The organism is Pseudomonas sp. R3-18-08, assembly GCF_003852065.1.
Classification (GTDB): Bacteria; Pseudomonadota; Gammaproteobacteria; order Pseudomonadales; family Pseudomonadaceae; genus Aquipseudomonas.
Window position 1 is genome coordinate 3,428,369 of the sequence record NZ_CP027729.1, and the last position, 16,524, is coordinate 3,444,892.

The window sequence follows — 16,524 nt, forward strand, 5'->3', positions numbered from 1 at the left end:
GCTTCAGCGCCAACGCCACGACACGCCGGTGTAGAGGCCCCGGCCATCGGCCGGTGTGGAGCGTGCGACATCCAGGCCTTTGTCGTCATAGCCTGGCGTGACGGTATTGGCATAACGCCGGTTGGTCAGGTTGCGCAGGTCGACCCAGGCCTGCCAGTCCTGCTTGGGCGCGTCAAAGCCAAACGTGGCGCCCAGGGTGGTGTAGGCCGCGGCGTAGTAAGAGTTGGCGTAGTCCACCGCCACCCGCGAGGCATGCTCGGTGTTGAGGCTGGTGTAGAAACCGCTCGGATGGCTGTAGCGCAACTGCGCCTGATAATAATGCTTGGGAATGCCCGGCAAGGTGTTGTCACCGAAACGCTCGTCATCGCGGTAGTGGAAATCGCTGAAGGTGTAGGCTTGGCGCAGCGCAAGCTGGCCGTTGCGACCGCCCTCCCACAGCGGGCTGAGCAGGCTCAGTTCCACGCCCTGATGCACGGTGGGGCTGGCGTTGGCTTCGGCGACGATGGCATTGCTGGTTGCGGTCTGGGCCTGGGTTTCCACGGTCAATAGCTCGTGGCGCACTTCAGAGCGGTAGAGCGCCAGGTCCCACTGGCCAAGCCAGGCCTCACCGCGGCCACCGACTTCCAGCGTCGTCGCCGTCTGGTTGCGCAACTTCACGCCTTCGCGCTGCAAGCCGGTGGCCGCGCCACTGCCGGTACCAAAATATTTGTTGGAACCCCAGATCATCGACCAGGCGTGCGGCGGCTCCACCGAGCGGCTCAGGTTGGTGTACACCTGCAATTGCGGGGTGAAGTCATAGCGCAGGCCAATGCGTGGCGCGTAGTCCCAATCGTGCTGGCTGGTCGGGGCCTGGCCGTCTGGATAGGTGACCTGGGTTTCGCGGCGGGTATAAATCGCGGCCAGGCCGCTGGTCAGCCATAGGTCAGGCACCAGCTCCAGTTCGTTGCCGATATGCAGCACGGTGTCGGAACCCAAGTAGGTGTAGTCACGGGTCTTGGTGCCCGGAGCGTAGCCGGCCGTATTGCCCGCCGGGATGCGCACGTACTCCGAGGCGCCATTGTTCGGCATCGCCTGGGTGGTGCGCAGGCCGAGCGTGGTGTGGCTGTCGTGGCCGAACAGGCTGTCCTGGCGAATGTAATTGAGGGTGCCGCTGATGTCGGTGTAGGCGACTTTCAGGCGGTTGGTGCCTTCGCGCAGGTCCATCGGGTAGTCGTGATAAGCCAGGCCGACTTCGACGCGCGAAGCGTCATCCAATTGCAAGGTGGTCTTGTTGGCGATCCAGGTGGAACCTGGTTGCAAACGCTTGGAATCGCGGGCGGCGTTGAGGCTGTTGGCGGCACGCGGGTCATGGCTGATCTGGTAACGCGTGAGCTTGCCCGGCGTGTCGTTGGTGGTTTCGCGGTAGCGAAAATAGAAGCGCGTTTCCAGGTCCGGGTTGAAGCGATAGCCAAAGTTGGCCGCGATGCCCTTGCCGGTGCCGGCGCTCTGGTGTTGGTAACCGTCGGACGCAGAATCAGTGAGGCTGATGTAGTAATCGGCATCCCCGAGCACCTGGCCGGAACTGATCTCGCGCTGGGCGTAACCACGGCTGCCCGCTTCATAGCGCAGTTGCAGTTTGGGCGCGTCAAGACCGGTGCGGCTGACATAGTTGACCGCGCCGCCCAGGGCCAACGCGCCCCGGTCGAAGCCATTGGCGCCGCGCAGCACTTCTACCCGGCTTTGCCAAAGCGGGTCCTTGAGCTCATAGGGCGTACCGCCGGGGCCGGTGAGCGGCAGGCCGTCGAACATTTCGTACAGCCCGGAAGCATGGGCACCGGGGCTGCGGTTCAAGCCCGAACCGCGAATGGACAACTTGACCCCTTCATTGTTCGCCGCCTTGGCGTACACCCCGGCCTGGTACTTGAAGACATCCTCATTGGAGCTCACCCGGCCCTGTTGCACACTGTCCATGTCGATAAAATTAGTGCCGCCGGGCACGCTTTTGAGCTGTGCCTGGGCGATTTCTCCAGCGCTGGCTTCAGACGCAGTGACTTCGACCGGCGCCAATTGCAGGTCTTCGGCCTGTACCTGCGAACTGAGGGTCAGGGCGGTGAACAGTAGCGCAGGGTGTCGCAACAGCATGGGGCAGGTCCTTGGAATACGGGGGCGTGGACGGCAGCGCCGGCACGCGAACAGTCATGGGAAGACGCCCACATCCGTCAGGTCACGTGCGCTCCTGATTGCCCGGCAACTCCAGCGTCTGCATCAAGTCGTCAGCATCCGAGCCGATGGGGAATCTGAAACCATACATTTCATCGGTGGCCAGGATCTCGGCAAGCATGTCGCGCAGCTGCATCTCCGTAGGCGAGCCGCGCAGCAGTTTGTGCGCGGGTAACAACACTTCCGAAGCGACTCCTTGAGCGCTTGCGGCGTCGATCACAGCAAACAGGATAAATCGCAGGCGGATTTCGCGATCAGTAGGCCAAACCGTTTTTCGCTTACCCAAGGTAGGCACTCATGTTTAAGAAAAGTCCGAGGCTAGGGCTGACCGGGGCGTGGTTCAAGCGGTCCAGGGCATGAAAGGCAGTTTCCTACAGAGGAAAGGGAAACACCGCACCCAATGGCCCTGTCACTGCACAGGCAGGAAATTCATCAGCAACAGACTTTGCGCATAATTGAGGCCGATGCGTCGGTAGCGCTCATCGAGTATCTGGGTCAGCAGATCCAAGCGCGCGACGATCTTGCCGAATTCGACGGCGAAACTGAGGTTGCTGCCCTCCTCCGATATTTCATTGGAAAACAGCAGCAACACGCCATTGGCGTCCTGGCGCTGGCCGAGCAACCAGGTGGCTTTCTCGATATTCCGTGCGGCGTTGCTGACAAACTGCGGGTTGATCGAGTCGGTCACATAAAATTGCGTGCGCCCGCCGTGTGCGGTCACCAGCATGCTGCCGATTGCGTAGATGAACGCCCCCACCCGATCACCCCGAAACTCCGGGCTCAGGGAGTAACTCAAGGCCGCCAGATCACGACGTTCCCCCAGCGCAGGCAATGGCTGACGGTTTTCGATAGCCTGGCGAATAGTGCGCGCAGCAGTTACCGCATCCGGATAACCGGACTGGCGCCACTGGCTGGGGTTACGCAGGTAAAGCTTGCTCATCAGCAGATAAAGGCTTTGCAGGTTGTCGCGCATGCCCAGGGTGGCCATGCGATCAACGCTGGTTTGAAAAAACTCATCGGGCTTGCCATCGCTGAACTGCCTGGCAATGTCGCGCCCCTGTTGCTGGCTGCAACCGACGGCACACAGCGCCAGTATCGCAACCAGCCACCGCGGCCATCGGGTGATAAAAACAGTTAGCGTTCGATGCATCGGTACCGGGTCTGTGGCTGTTAGCCACCCGCAGGATATGGGTGGCTGGGACAGAGGTAGATCAGGAGAATGGAAAAAAGTGCAGCCCTGGGGGCCAGATAAGCATCGGACTACAGGCCCGGCCTTCAACTATTAAACGTGTAGAAAATTTGAATTAGCGAGTTGCCCCCTCGGTCAAGAATTATGAACACAGTAAATCTGACGAGGTAACAGCAATGACTATCCAGGCAGAGACACTCGTAGAACTGACCGAAGCGCTGAAAAAGCGCGGCCTGAATCTGGTTTCAGATGTGCACTTCACCCGCGCGCCCTATCGGCATAATCACCGCTGGATCTGCACGGTCGAGTAACGACCCCATCAAACCTCGGGGTCGGGAGCCGCTTGCAACGTCGAGGCAATCAGATCGCGCAGCCACCGATGGGCGGGATCGCGGTGTAGCCGCTCGGGCCATAACATGAGCATTTCAAAACCCGGAATGGCCAGTGGAGGTGCCTGCACGTGCAGCGCTGGCTCATCCCGCATCAGCCTTTCCGGCACCACCGCAACCAGGTCGCTGTGCACCAGTGCCGAGACGAGCGAGTTGAAATTGGACACTGACAATACGACGCGTCGCTCCAGCCCTTTAGCGGCCAGCGCGTGGTCGGTACTCCCAACGAACCCGGCGCCATTGGGTGACATCACGGCGTGTTCAAGGCCGCAGAACGCTTTGAGCGATAGCTTGGCTGTCAACGCAGGATGGCCGCGCCGCCCGGCCAGCACATAGCGTTCGTGAACCAGAGACCGCTGGCGCAGTTTTGGCGGCGCATCATCGCGAGTGTGCAAGGCCAGATCGAGCTGACCGCTTTCCAGATCCTTAGCGAGGCTGACGGGATGCTTGTTCAGCAATGCCAAGCGGGTATTCGGAGCCAGGCGCCTGAGCAGGGCCAGTGACGGCCAGACCAAAGCCGTCGCGGCGTAATCACTGGCCGCCACCTTCCATGTCTGATCAGACAGCGCGGGCTCAAACGTGCCGCCAGGACTCAGCGCGCCTTCCAATGCGACCAACGCGTCACGCAGCGGCCCGCGCAATTCACGGGCACGCTCGGTAGGCGACATTCCTCGGGGGCCGGGCAGCAACAATGGATCGTCGAGAAGTTCTCGCAGCCGACCCAGTTGCAGGCTGACGGTCGATTGCGCGAGATTGAGCAAGCGCGCTGCCCGTGTCACGTTTTGCTCAGACAACAGCGCATCCAGCGTGACCAGCAAATTGAGATCCAGACGTCGCAAGGTATTGTGCATGTAAATACCATATGTTTCGGAAATTCATTTCTATCATACCGCGTGGGTCGCTACGGTGAGGTATACATCCACTCGGAGCCCACTATGAAGCTGCTACTGATCTACGCCCATCCTGAACCTCGCTCACTCAATGGCGCTCTCAGGGATTTCGCGATCGCCCACCTGAAAGCCGCAGGCCATGAGATCAAGGTCTCCGATCTATACGCCATGCGTTGGAAAGCGCCCATCGATACGGACGACGCCCCAGGCTATGACGACGCAAACCCCTTCAATCCGGCCATGGAATCGCAACGTGTATTTGCCGCCGGCACCCAACCGGCAGACATCGAGCAAGAGCAGGCCAAACTGCGATGGGCGGACGCCGTGATCTTTCAATTTCCATTGTGGTGGTTCTCGATGCCCGCGATCCTCAAGGGCTGGGTCGAACGCGTCTACGCCTATGGATTTGCCTACGGTGTCGGCGAACATAACGAAAGCCACTGGGGCGACCGCTACGGGGAAGGCAGCATGGCTGGAAAGCGCGCGATGCTGGTGGTCAGCATGGGCGGTTGGGAGTCCCACTACGGTGGTCGAGGGGTGAACGGTGCGCTGGATGACCTGCTATTCCCTATCCAGCATGGGGTGCTCTTCTATCCCGGGTTCACCGTTGTGCCGCCCTTCCCCATCTATAAGACCAGCAAGATGGACGCCGCTCGGTTCGAACAGCTATGCACGGCCTATGCTGCTCGGTTGGACAACCTGTTCGATGATCAGCCGTTGCCATTTCGTCGCCAGAATGCCGGTGACTATGACATTCCAGCATTGACACTCAAACCGCATCTTGCGCCTGGCCGTCAGGATCTGGGCATTCATATCGATATCGATGGGGGCGTCACATCAGGAGGCTAGCCGTTCACTGGCGTACGGTGAGGGTTGCGAGGACAATTCAGACACTAGGCAATACCGGTGATCAGCAGCGCGATCGCAGCCAACTCCGGCGCGGCGACGGACTACGTCTTTCTGGCCTACCCCGGTCCGCCCATACACTGCGCAGTACTGCAGAGCAATGCTCCGGCGTGCTTCACAAGGCTTCGCCACTCATCACTCGAGATGAGGTCGGCTCGCTCCATGGCGTCAGCCCGCCGCAGCAATTCGAAGTATTTAACTTCCGCGTCCATTCGATTTCCGCCCAGTGCAGAGAGCTCGCGCCATGCTGTTAGGGTCAGTCTTCGCTGCGCCTCTCTCATGGGAGCCTCTATCTCGATTGCTGGTGAATTCAGCATAGCCGCGGTGGCGAGTCTCAGATCTGGCTTTAGACCAATGGAGCAGCTAAACAGGCGGTGGAGGCCGTGCCCGACGGCAACTACCTTCGAAGCGGTAGGTAGGTCGACTCATGGCTCTGCACAGCGAAAAGCAAGACTTGAATGAGGTTGGTAATAACGTACGTGGTGCTCTTTTTCCTAATAGGTGAAAACGCTGGGCACATCAAGCAGGGTTTGGCGGGATTGAGTCCGAGCGTCTCGCGTTGGCAAAGCTCATATTCAGCATGTACAACTACAAGAATTTAACTGAGTTCTCGGACAATCAATATTTATAACCAAAATCCATGCAAAATTTTTCTTTACGAAAAATCTTCATACGGGTGTCACAATCCACTGCTACGCTGTTTGTGTCAGAGGGCAGGATCGCCCACTTGGGAGCTATTAAACGGCCCACTGGACGCCAGGGAATATTCTGAGGACAGAATTATGGGCGGTACTGATGCAGTGATCTCTGATAATCACTGAACTGCAAAACATGGAGTTGTTATGATAGTTTTAGGAATTACTAACAATGATTTATCAGGTGCTTGCTTGGTCCGCGACGACCGAATCCTCTCGGCGGTGAGTGAAGAACGTTTTACCCGCATCAAAGATGACAAAGTCTGGCCTGCGCATTCTATTTCATTTGTACTAGGCGAAGCGGGTATAAGTTTAGAGGACGTAGACTATGTCGCCTATGGCTGGAACGCAGGCTTCACAGCTGAAAAGCACTTACCTTTATATTTCGATCGAATTGTAGATGAAGTTAAGAACAACCCTAATGGGCTACCTCTTTTTCGAAAACGTATTACTGACGAAATCACCAACGACAAAGAAAAAAGAGCTGAGTTCGATAAGTTTATCTCAGATAACGCGCTGTCCGCATACTACATAGATCACCATGAATGTCACGCCTTGGGTGCTTACGTATGCTCCCCCTTTGATGAAGCTTTAACCTTAACATGTGATGGGCGAGGTGATTTTCAATCACTGACGCTAACACATTACACACCCAACGAAACCACGGTATTACAGCGTGAAACAAGCGTTGATAGCTTGGGGTACTTTTACGGACGCATCACCCATCTGCTAGGTTACAAACCTAATCGTCATGAAGGCAAGATCACAGGCTTAGCTGCATTCGGCGATCCTGAGAAATTGCTTGGCGTAATGCAACAAATGATTAACGTGGAGGATGGGCGAATTAGAGCCAAATGCGGAGATCTTTTCCTGCCTTCATATAATGGTTATAGCGAAACATTACAAACTTTACTGGCCAAGGAAAAACCGGAAGATATCGCAGCCGCCGTTCAACGCCATGTCGAAGATATGCTAGTTAAAGTCGTAACTTACCATTTAGAAAAGATAGGGAGTAGTAACCTTTGCTTGGCGGGTGGTGTATTTGGCAACGTGAAGCTTAACCAGCGGTTACGAGAAATCCCTAACGTGCGTAACGTTTATGTGCTGCCATGCATGGGAGACGGCGGCCTGGCATTGGCTGCTGCAGTGGGGGCTGCTTACTTAGAAAAGGGCACACGATTCAAAAACCCGGCGATGACGCTGGGCCCAGCGGCACGTAGTGTTTCACAAAACATAAACCTGATAAATCGTGACTACCCTGAATTGGGTTATCACAATCCGACTAATATCATTGAAACGCTCGTAGATGCTTTAATGGAAAACCAAGTTCTAGGAATGTTCAAAGGAAAAATGGAATTTGGCCCGAGGTCGTTATGCAACAGGAGTATCGTTTACCATGCCAAAGATGCTGATGTGAACGACTGGCTCAACAAACGGATGCACCGAACTGAGTTTATGCCGTTTGGCCCGGTGACAGCTGTCGAGCAGGCCGCCGAATGCTATATCGACTGGTCCGAAGAGCATATTGCCGCTGATACCATGACGATGACATATGATTGCCATCCGCAGTTTATCGAGGCCAGCCCTGCTGTCGTGCATATTGACGGTACTGCTAGACCACAGGTAATTCGTCCTGAAGCGGATGGTTTTATGCACAAGCTTCTAAATGCCTGGCACTCTCGAACAGGGCAATCTGCTTTGATAAACACTTCCTTCAATCGTCATGAAGAGCCGATTGTATGCTCTTCACAAGATGCCTTGGCTGCCCTTAAAGACGGTATGGTCGATTTGGTAGTTATGAGCGAGTCGTTAATCATATGGCGTAAAAACAAGAACAGTTTCGCATTACAACGCTTTGAGTAAAACCGATGCGCTTAGGGGCTTCCTGAAGCCCCTTTTTTTCAAGATTGGTGTTCAACTGTTTTATTTGGTGACCCGATGTACATGATATTTTTTGGTTTTTTTGCAGCCGAGGGAATTATTTATCCATTCTGGCCAACTTGGCTAGATACTTTAGGATTTGGCGCCAGTCAGATAGGTTTGCTGATCGCGGCAGCTTATTGGCCTCAAATGGTAACAGGGGTGTTAATTACTTACGTCGCAGACTGGCGCGTAGATCAAATTTACCTGGCGGCACTATTAAGTTTTTCAGCAGCCATTAGTACCCTGCTTTTTTATTTTCTGCCCCCCTCTCTATTCACTTTTATCGCGCTAAGCATTTCGTTCGGCGGACTATGGATGGTCGTGCTGCCTCTGTCCGAGTCGTATCTGCTCAAACGGGACAAACAGTCCATCCAAAATTACGGCTGGGTAAGAGCGGTTGGCTCTTCAGCCTTTATTTTAACGTCGACACTTGGTGGTGTTTTTTTTACTATTTATGGACTTTCCTGGGTACCTGTCATCGTTGCCGCAAGCATGACTTTTACAGCGCTAAGTTGCTTATGGTTGAGACACCGAGTTCCAAATATAAACTTCTCTGACAATACTCAAATCGTTAAAAAACCAGATTGGAGACGGCTATTCGAAAACAAAATACTGCTACTTGCAATCGCCTCTGCCAGTATAATTCAATTAAGCCACACACTATATTTTGCAACAGCCTCAATAAATTGGGGAATCAAAGGCTACTCATCAACTACAATTGGATTATTTTGGTCAGTCGCTGTGATTGCTGAAATTACATACTTTGCGTTCTCAAATAAAATTTTAAACTTTTTCTCTCCGCTATCCATTGTAGTTCTGTCCAGTATATGTGCATCCCTTCGCTGGGCGTTTTTCTCTAATAGCGATGCCCTATCACTAATCATTATAGGGCAATGCATGCACGCGCTGAGTTTTGCTGCTTATCACACGGCGATTATGCGCTTTATCCGAGATCACGCTCCGCAAGACATACAGACTTTAACGCAGGGATTCTATTATTCTTTCGCAGTAGCAATACCGATGGGGGTGGCCACGCCTTTTTCCGGCTACCTTTACGAGATAATACCCAATGGCTCTTTTTATGTAATGGCCATTATAGCCTTACTCGGCGCGCTGCTAGCTTTAATCGCTCATCAAAAAATGCGGAACTCTAAACATGATGACACACACGTTTACAGCGGTCTGTTTTGATATGGACGGTGTTCTTATTCAGTCACGGCAGGTTATTGAGCATGCCTGGACGAGCGTGGCACGGGAATACGGAATTGAAATTGGCCAAGATTTTATCCATGAACACATCCATGGCCGACCAGGGGAGTATACGCTTCACGCACTCTTTCCTAACTTTAATCAGCCCACCCGCAGCATTATCAAAAAACAAGTAGATGCTGCTGAAGAGGTAGCAGTCTGTTTGTTGGTACCTGGGGTGAGAGAGCTAATTTCTCAATTGCGGGAACGCTCAGTTCCGTTGGCATTGGTGACTAGTAGTTGGCCCGCTCGTATCGCCTACGTGCTCGAACAACATGGCTTGGAAACTAGCTTTGACTGTAGAGTCTCACGCGAGGACGTCAGCAATGGCAAGCCAGCTCCTGATTGTTATCAGCTAGCGGCTCGAAAACTAAACACCCCCATAAATGAGTGCCTGATCTTCGAAGACTCCGTAAGCGGTGTGCAGTCGGCGGTAAGCAGTGGCGCATGGTGTATCGGTATCGGCAATGACGTTTCGCTAAGCAACTACGGCGCTAAGGCTGTGTATACCGACTTTAACACTCTGCCAACAATCGAACGTTTGACACCAACCTCCCTTTTTAATGATAAATTCTTGATTCTCGGCAACCATAGCTCTAGGGGATTACCTTCTTAATGACATCAACACTAAAGTACGCCGCTATTCTTTGGGAGTTCTTATCTGAAGGAAGTCAGCATGAGAACTGTGATTTGTTAGTAGTCTGTGGATCGTATGATCTTCGTGTCTGCGATTACGCTTGCGAATTGCTTCGCAAGGGAGTAGCTGGACATTTATTGTTCACAGGAAATACCGGCAACTGGACTAGACATTTATGGGACAAGACTGAAGCCGAAATTTTTGCTCAGCGCGCGCTAGATCTCGGAGTTTTACATGAGCAATTCAGCTTAGAAAAACGAGCCACTAACTTTGCTGAAAATATTGCCTTTACCAAAGAAATGTTTCCACAAATAAAGAGCGCTACTTTTCTTACCAAGCCAAACTCAATCCGCCGAGTAAGGTTGACTTTACCTATCCAGTGGGCGGGCCTTGACGCTTGGGTTGATGCGCCGAGGTATTGTTTCCCTGAGCAAGTTTCCAATCAGGTGGGGGTGCTCGGATTAATCGATGAAATGGTGGGAGATATACAGCGTATTATGCTGTATCCAAAAAAGGGATTTCAGATCGAAGAAGAATTACCGAAAAAAGTCCTAGCGGCCTGGAAGTACTTAATTGAGCAGGGATTTAAAAACCACCTTATTGGTTAGTATGACGGAATAGAAGAGGTAGGCCATGGCAGCAGTACCGCAGAAAGATCGCTTGACCAAGTCTGCCAGGACGCGCGTGGCGAATGCCGAAGAGGAATTGAGGCTCAGGGTTAGCCCAGGCACCCGGCAGGCCCTGGCCACTCTGATGGAATGGTCAGGCATTACTGAGCAGAGCGAGGCGATGACGCTGATGATTCATCACCTTCATGCGCTGGGCTCAGCTAAGTGCCTGCCACCCTTGAATCCGTCGCGCCACGAAATTGCGCCTGACCCCAGAAACGCAAAAGCCCCGCAGTGCGGGACTTTCGTGTGAATCTTGGCGGGAAACCAGGGATTCGAACCCTGGGAACGCTATTAACGTTCGCCGGTTTTCAAGACCGGTGCATTCAACCACTCTGCCAATTTCCCTTGTGCGTTACAGGATCATAGTAGCTCATCCTGCCTCAGCGGGCGCAATAATACCCGAATGAAACACACTGTCAAACTCTCTGCATAGCTTGTTACAGAGCGTCTGTTATGATCTTTGCGACTGAACGTTTCAAAACTGAAGGAGAGTCGCCATGCGCGAACAGAATTACGCAGTGAATGGCAACGCGCAGGCTGAGCAGCTTGAAGTCAGCCGCGTCTTGCGCAATACGTACGGCCTGCTCGCCCTTACCCTCGCATTCAGCGGCGTGATGGCTTATGTGGCCCAGCAGATGCGCGTCGGTTATCCCAATATCTTTGTCGTGTTGATCGGCTTCTATGGTCTGTTCTTCCTGACCAACAAGCTGCGTGACTCGGCCTGGGGCCTGGTATCGGCCTTTGCCTTGACCGGTTTCATGGGCTTTATCCTGGGCCCGATCCTTAACCGTTACCTCGGCATGGCCGGCGGCGCGGAAGTGGTCAGTTCGGCATTTGCCATGACCGCACTGGTGTTTGGTGGCCTGTCGGCGTACGTGCTGATCAGCCGTAAGGACATGAGCTTCCTGGGCGGCTTCATCACCGCGGGCTTCTTCGTGTTGCTGGCGGCAGTGGTAGCCGGCATGTTCTTCCAGATCAGCGGCCTGCAACTGGCGATCAGCGCAGGTTTCGTGCTGTTCTCTTCGGTGTGCATCCTGTTCCAGACCAGCGCCATCATCCATGGTGGCGAGCGTAATTACATCATGGCGACCATCAGCCTGTATGTGTCGATCTACAATCTGTTTATCAGCCTGTTGCAGATCTTCGGCATCATGAGCCGTGACGACTGATTGTTAACGCTATAAAAAATGCCCCGTATCGCGAGATACGGGGCATTTTCATTTCCGGGGCCCAAGGACGATCAGTACTGGTTAGGTTCCATCTCCAGCTCCACCCCGAAGCGCTCGACAATATCCTGCTGGATACGCAGCGCCAGGTTGGCAATCTCACGCCCGGTGGCCGAGCCATAGTTCACCAGCACCAGCGCTTGCAATGCATGCACGCCAGCATCGCCCTCACGAAAGCCCTTCCAACCCGCCTTTTCGATCAGCCAACCGGCAGCGAGCTTCGTTTGTCCGCCTGCCTGAGGGTAGGCCACCAAGTCCGGATACTGGCTTTTCAGCTCAGTAGCCAAGGCCTGGGGCACCAGCGGGTTCTTGAAGAAACTGCCGGCATTGCCAAGCTGCGCCGGGTCGGGCAATTTTTCGCGGCGAATGCTGCAAATCGCCCGGCTTACATCCATCGGCGTGGCGTCGGTAATCCCCTGCCCGGCCAGACGTTGCTGCACCGGGCCGTAGTCGAGTTTCAGGTGACTGGCGCGGCTCAGGGCAAAGCGTACCCGCAGGATCAACCAACGGCCGACTTCATGCTTGAACAAGCTGTCGCGGTAGGCAAACCGGCACTCCTGCAGGCTGAAATCCCGCAGTTCACCGGTCTGACGATCCAGCGCAGTGAGGCCGGCGAATACATCCTTGATCTCCACGCCGTAGGCACCGATGTTTTGCATTGGCGCCGCACCGACCGTGCCGGGGATCAGGCTGAGGTTTTCCAGGCCGCAGAAACCCTGCTCCAGGGTCCACAACACAAAGGGATGCCAGGCTTCGCCCGCTTCGGCTTCGACCACCACCTGCACGCCATCATCGTGCAGCACGCGAATGCCTTGGGCGGCCATACGCAACACCAGGGCAGGCACGTCCTGGGTCAGCAGCAGGTTGCTGCCGCCCCCGATCACCAGCAGCGGCACACTGTGCGCCTCGGCGTAGGCCAGGGCTTCCCGCACGTCGGCATCACTGCGGGCCTCGGCAAATAGCTGGGCGCGCACGTCGATGCCAAAGCTGTTGAACGGCTTGAGCGATACCTGCGCCAGTACTTGCAAGGTCATAACCGCCCCTTCAATTCGATCACCAATAAATCACAGGCGCGCTCGATCAGGTCCAGGACCCGCTCAAAACCTTGTTCGCCTTCATAATAAGGGTCTGGCACCTCGTCCACTTCACCGCCAAAGCGGCGCAGGAATATATCCAACTGCGCCTTACCCTGTGCAGGCTGCATGGCTTTGAGGTGGCGCAGGTTGCTGTGGTCCATGGCCAGGATCAGGTCATAACGCGCAAAGTCGGCGCGGCAGACCTGTTGGGCACGCTGGGATGACAAGTCATAGCCCCGCACCAGCGCCGCACGTTGGCTGCGCTGGTCCGGCGGGTTGCCGATATGCCATTGCCCAGTCCCCGCTGACGCCACCTCAACCTGGCCGGACAACCCTGCTTCGCGCAACTTATGGCGCAAAACGCCTTCGGCGGTGGGCGAGCGGCAGATATTGCCCAGGCAGACAAACAGGACCTCCATCAAGCCCCCAGCAGGCGACGGACGCGCTCGAGGTCTTCCTGGGTATCGACGCCTGCAGGCGGCGCTTCCAGCGCATCGCCCACGTGGATGCGCACGCCGTGCCACAGGGCCCGCAGCTGCTCCAGGGACTCGGTGTTCTCCAACCAGCAAGGGCCCCAGCTGACGAAGTCATGCAGGAAACCGGCGCGATAGGCATAAATGCCGATATGGCGGCGGTACGGCACACCTTGCGGCAGTGCGTCGGGGTTGCTGGCGAAGGCATCCCGCGCCCAGGGCAGGATCGAGCGGCTGAATGTCAGGGCCAGGCCGTTGATATCGCTGACGACCTTCACAACGTTGGGGTTGAACAAGGTTTCGCTGTCTTCGATCGGTTCGGCCAGGGTGGCCATGCGCGCTTCGCCATGGGCCGCCAGATTGGCGGCGACCTGGTCGATGACGCTTGGCGGGATCAACGGCTCGTCGCCTTGCACGTTCACCACGATGGCGTCCGGCCCCAGGCCCAGTTGCGTGGCCACTTCGGCCAGGCGGTCGGTGCCGGAATTATGGTCTTCGCGGGTCAGCACCGCCTCGGCGCCGAAACCTTTGCAGGCTTCGATGATGCGCGGATCGTCGGTCGCCACCACCACCCGTTCAGCGCTGCTTTTACAGGCCTGTTCCCATACCAGCTGGATCATCGGCTTGGCACCGATCATTTGCAGCGGCTTGCCCGGCAGGCGGGTCGACGCATAGCGCGAGGGAATCACCACGGTAAAGGCGGTAGTCATTTATCCAGGCGCTCATCGGTCGTCAGGGTGCGGGCTTCGCTTTCCAGCATCACCGGAATGCCGTCACGGATAGGGTAAGCCAGGCCGGCGCCTTTGCTGATCAGCTCGGTTTTGTCGGCGCTGAGCTTGAGCGGGCCTTTGCAGATCGGGCAAGCAAGGATGTCGAGCAGTTTGGTGTCCATGAGTAGTTCCTGGAAATAAGCGGTTAAGGCAAAAGACGGTTGGGCAGCAAGCGCATCAACTGCGTGTCGAACCAGGCGACAAACGCTGGCGACGGCAGCGCATCCACCGCAAGGTACCACCAGTCGGGCCGGGCGAAGGCGCGGCACTTCACCGCGTCTTTTTCGGTCATGACCACCGGCAATGGCGGCGTGAAATCCAGCACCTCGGCGCTGTAGGGCGCGTGGTCGGCAAACGCATGGGGGATCGGCTGCCAGTGTAGCGTTTCAAGGGTATTGAAGAAACGTTGCGGATTGCCGATACCGGCAACCGCGTGTACCGGTTGGCCTACCGGAAAGTAGCTGACCGGCTGCCGCTCGCCGCTGTGCAGGTTGACCAGCGCCGAGGGTTGCAGGCGGAAGGCAAAGCCGTCTTCGCGGTCCGAGGCGGCGCCGTTATAGAGCAGCGCATCAACGCTCTGCAGGCGCTCAACCGGCTCACGCAACGGCCCGGCCGGCAGACAGCGGCGATTGCCCAGGCCACGGGCGGCATCGATCAATACCAGCTCGAGATCACGGGCCAGACGATAGTGCTGCAAGCCGTCGTCGGAAAGGATCAGGTCGAGGGTTTCGCTGGCCAACAGCGCTTTCACCGCACGACTGCGATCCGGATCGATCATCAACGGTACACCGCAGCGCTGCACGATCAGCAACGGTTCGTCGCCGGCCACTTCGGCACTGTGGCTGGCCTCGACCCGCCACGGCAACTGTGGCGGCTTGGCGCCATACCCACGACTGACCACGCCTACGCGCAACCCACTGCGCCGACAGTGCTCGATCATCCACAGGATCAGCGGCGTCTTGCCAGTCCCGCCTACGGTGATATTACCCACGACCACAACGGGCACCGGCGACTGGTAGACAGCGCCCTCACCCGCCAGGAAGCGCGCGCGCTTGCGCTGCACCACCCGGCGATACAGGCACTCCAGCGGCTTTAACAGCACGAGGGCCGGATGCCCGTCGTACCAGGCCTTGAGCAAACGATCGGACATGGCCATCAGGGTGCGCTCGCCGCCTCGACGGTGGTCATGCGCAGATGACTGAAACCAAGCTTGCCGGCAGCGTCCATCGCGGTAATCACTGCCTGGTGCTGGGTTTTGCCGTCGGCGCTGATCGACAGTGGCATGCTGGTGTCGCCCCCGGACTCCTTCTGCAAGGCCTCCATCAAGCTGGTCAGGTCGTTTTTCTCCAGCAACTGGTTATTTACCGAAAACACGCCATCGGCGCTGATGGCGATATCCAGTTGCTTGACCTGCTGGTCTTCGGCCGGGGAGCCGCTCACGGCTTCGGGCAAGTCGACGCGCAGCTGGGTTTCCCGGGTGAACGTGGTGGTAACGACGAAGAACAGCAGCAGGATAAACACCACGTCAATCAGCGACGCGAGGTTGATATCGACATTTTCCCGTTGCTTGCGGCGAAATTTCACGCTTTGCCCTCGACCAGGTCCACATCACGGTCGCCCTGCACCACCTCCACCAGCTTGATGGCTTCCTGTTCCATGCCGACCACCAGTTCATCGATGCGCCGTTGCAAAAAGCGATGGAAGAACACCGACGGGATACCCACCATCAGGCCCGCAGCCGTGGTGATCAGCGCTTTGGAAATACCACCGGCCAGCACCGCAGCGTTGGTGGTCATGCCCGAGCCCATGAACGAGCTGAAGATGTCGATCATGCCCAGTACCGTGCCCAGCAAGCCGAGCAGCGGCGCCATGGCGGCGATGGTGCCGAGGGCGTTGATGTAGCGCTCCAGCTCATGGATCACTCGCGCTGCGGCTTCCTCGATGCACTCTTTCATGATCTCGCGACCATGCTTGGAGTTGGCCAGGCCGGCGGCGAGGATTTCACCCAGTGGCGAATTGGCGCGCAGTTCCTTGAGCTTCTGCTTGTCGAGCTGCTTGTTCTTGATCCAGCCCCAGACTTGCCCCAGCAGATGCTCGGGGGTAACGCGACTGGCACGCAGGGTCCACAGGCGTTCGGCGACGATGCCGAGTGCGGCAATGGAACTCATGATGATCGGCAACATCATCCAGCCGCCGGATTTGACCAATTCCCACACAGTGAATGCCCCCTCG

The 16,524-nt window shown here is 56.2% G+C and carries 19 protein-coding genes and 1 tRNA gene; 8 read left to right on the top strand and 12 right to left on the bottom strand.

Going from position 1 to position 16,524, the window contains the following annotated elements; all coding sequences use genetic code 11:
* Positions 1–3: 3 nt before the first annotated feature.
* The 3 genes from C4J92_RS15630 to C4J92_RS15640 form a co-directional block, all read right to left on the bottom strand.
* On the bottom strand, positions 4–2,121 hold the full coding sequence (locus C4J92_RS15630) for a TonB-dependent receptor domain-containing protein (protein WP_124404515.1): 2,118 nt from the start codon (positions 2,119–2,121) through the stop codon (positions 4–6).
* A gap of 82 nt (positions 2,122–2,203) precedes the next feature.
* Positions 2,204–2,485: a hypothetical protein gene (locus C4J92_RS15635; protein WP_124404516.1), complete on the bottom strand. Its 282-nt coding sequence runs from the start codon at positions 2,483–2,485 to the stop codon at positions 2,204–2,206.
* Between the two features lie 123 nt (positions 2,486–2,608).
* Entirely contained in the window at positions 2,609–3,349 is a 741-nt protein-coding gene (locus tag C4J92_RS15640) for a hypothetical protein (protein WP_124371034.1), read from the bottom strand.
* A gap of 215 nt (positions 3,350–3,564) precedes the next feature.
* Between C4J92_RS15640 and C4J92_RS27240 the strand changes: the two genes are divergently transcribed.
* Complete coding sequence (locus tag C4J92_RS27240) at positions 3,565–3,699, top strand: hypothetical protein (protein WP_256657416.1); 135 nt, start codon at positions 3,565–3,567, stop codon at positions 3,697–3,699.
* Positions 3,700–3,707: 8 nt separating this feature from the next.
* Here C4J92_RS27240 and C4J92_RS15645 read toward each other — a convergent pair whose 3' ends face one another.
* Positions 3,708–4,628, bottom strand: coding sequence for a LysR family transcriptional regulator (locus C4J92_RS15645; protein WP_124404517.1), 921 nt, complete (start codon positions 4,626–4,628; stop codon positions 3,708–3,710).
* 84 nt (positions 4,629–4,712) lie between these two features.
* On the opposite strand from C4J92_RS15645, the gene C4J92_RS15650 reads away from it, so the two are divergent.
* From C4J92_RS15650 to C4J92_RS15680, 6 genes are all read left to right on the top strand, one after another.
* Positions 4,713–5,516 (top strand): NAD(P)H-dependent oxidoreductase, encoded by an 804-nt coding sequence (locus tag C4J92_RS15650; protein WP_124404518.1) that lies wholly within the window; start codon positions 4,713–4,715, stop codon positions 5,514–5,516.
* 899 nt (positions 5,517–6,415) lie between these two features.
* Positions 6,416–8,131, top strand: a complete 1,716-nt coding sequence (locus C4J92_RS15660; RefSeq protein WP_124404519.1) for a carbamoyltransferase N-terminal domain-containing protein — start codon at positions 6,416–6,418, stop codon at positions 8,129–8,131.
* 75 nt (positions 8,132–8,206) lie between these two features.
* On the top strand, positions 8,207–9,382 hold the full coding sequence (locus C4J92_RS15665; protein WP_124404520.1) for an MFS transporter: 1,176 nt from the start codon (positions 8,207–8,209) through the stop codon (positions 9,380–9,382).
* Complete coding sequence (locus tag C4J92_RS15670) at positions 9,348–10,055, top strand: HAD family phosphatase (protein ID WP_256657417.1); 708 nt, start codon at positions 9,348–9,350, stop codon at positions 10,053–10,055. Before C4J92_RS15665 ends, C4J92_RS15670 begins: the two co-directional genes overlap by 35 nt.
* On the top strand, positions 10,055–10,684 hold the full coding sequence (locus C4J92_RS15675; RefSeq protein ID WP_124404521.1) for a YdcF family protein: 630 nt from the start codon (positions 10,055–10,057) through the stop codon (positions 10,682–10,684). Before C4J92_RS15670 ends, C4J92_RS15675 begins: the two co-directional genes overlap by 1 nt.
* A gap of 25 nt (positions 10,685–10,709) precedes the next feature.
* The gene (locus C4J92_RS15680) at positions 10,710–10,997 is read left to right on the top strand and encodes a hypothetical protein (RefSeq protein ID WP_164487540.1); all 288 of its coding nucleotides are present in this window, start codon (positions 10,710–10,712) and stop codon (positions 10,995–10,997) included.
* Between the two features lie 4 nt (positions 10,998–11,001).
* Here the strand turns inward: C4J92_RS15680 and C4J92_RS15685 are convergent.
* Positions 11,002–11,092 (bottom strand) — tRNA-Ser (locus C4J92_RS15685).
* Between the two features lie 152 nt (positions 11,093–11,244).
* Between C4J92_RS15685 and C4J92_RS15690 the strand changes: the two genes are divergently transcribed.
* On the top strand, positions 11,245–11,916 hold the full coding sequence (locus tag C4J92_RS15690; protein WP_053256786.1) for a Bax inhibitor-1/YccA family protein: 672 nt from the start codon (positions 11,245–11,247) through the stop codon (positions 11,914–11,916).
* Between the two features lie 71 nt (positions 11,917–11,987).
* Here the strand turns inward: C4J92_RS15690 and murB are convergent, their stop codons facing one another.
* From murB to C4J92_RS15725, 7 genes are read right to left on the bottom strand one after another with little or no spacing between them, the layout of a single operon-like run.
* On the bottom strand, positions 11,988–13,007 hold the full coding sequence (gene murB, locus C4J92_RS15695; protein WP_124404522.1) for a UDP-N-acetylmuramate dehydrogenase: 1,020 nt from the start codon (positions 13,005–13,007) through the stop codon (positions 11,988–11,990).
* A complete protein-coding gene (locus C4J92_RS15700; RefSeq protein ID WP_124404523.1) occupies positions 13,004–13,468 on the bottom strand; it encodes a low molecular weight protein-tyrosine-phosphatase in 465 nt (154 codons plus the stop codon). The genes murB and C4J92_RS15700 overlap by 4 nt, the downstream gene beginning before the upstream one ends.
* Positions 13,468–14,232 carry a 3-deoxy-manno-octulosonate cytidylyltransferase gene (gene kdsB / locus C4J92_RS15705; protein WP_124404524.1) on the bottom strand — a complete coding sequence of 255 codons (765 nt, stop codon included), beginning with the start codon at positions 14,230–14,232 and terminating at the stop codon, positions 13,468–13,470. Before kdsB ends, C4J92_RS15700 begins: the two co-directional genes overlap by 1 nt.
* The gene (locus tag C4J92_RS15710; protein WP_003174668.1) at positions 14,229–14,414 is read right to left on the bottom strand and encodes a Trm112 family protein; all 186 of its coding nucleotides are present in this window, start codon (positions 14,412–14,414) and stop codon (positions 14,229–14,231) included. Before C4J92_RS15710 ends, kdsB begins: the two co-directional genes overlap by 4 nt.
* A gap of 23 nt (positions 14,415–14,437) precedes the next feature.
* Positions 14,438–15,448 (bottom strand): tetraacyldisaccharide 4'-kinase, encoded by a 1,011-nt coding sequence (lpxK, locus tag C4J92_RS15715; protein WP_124404525.1) that lies wholly within the window; start codon positions 15,446–15,448, stop codon positions 14,438–14,440.
* Complete coding sequence (locus C4J92_RS15720) at positions 15,448–15,876, bottom strand: biopolymer transporter ExbD (RefSeq protein ID WP_124404526.1); 429 nt, start codon at positions 15,874–15,876, stop codon at positions 15,448–15,450. The genes lpxK and C4J92_RS15720 overlap by 1 nt, the downstream gene beginning before the upstream one ends.
* Complete coding sequence (locus tag C4J92_RS15725) at positions 15,873–16,508, bottom strand: MotA/TolQ/ExbB proton channel family protein (RefSeq protein ID WP_122676958.1); 636 nt, start codon at positions 16,506–16,508, stop codon at positions 15,873–15,875. The genes C4J92_RS15720 and C4J92_RS15725 overlap by 4 nt, the downstream gene beginning before the upstream one ends.
* Positions 16,509–16,524: the final 16 nt, after the last annotated feature.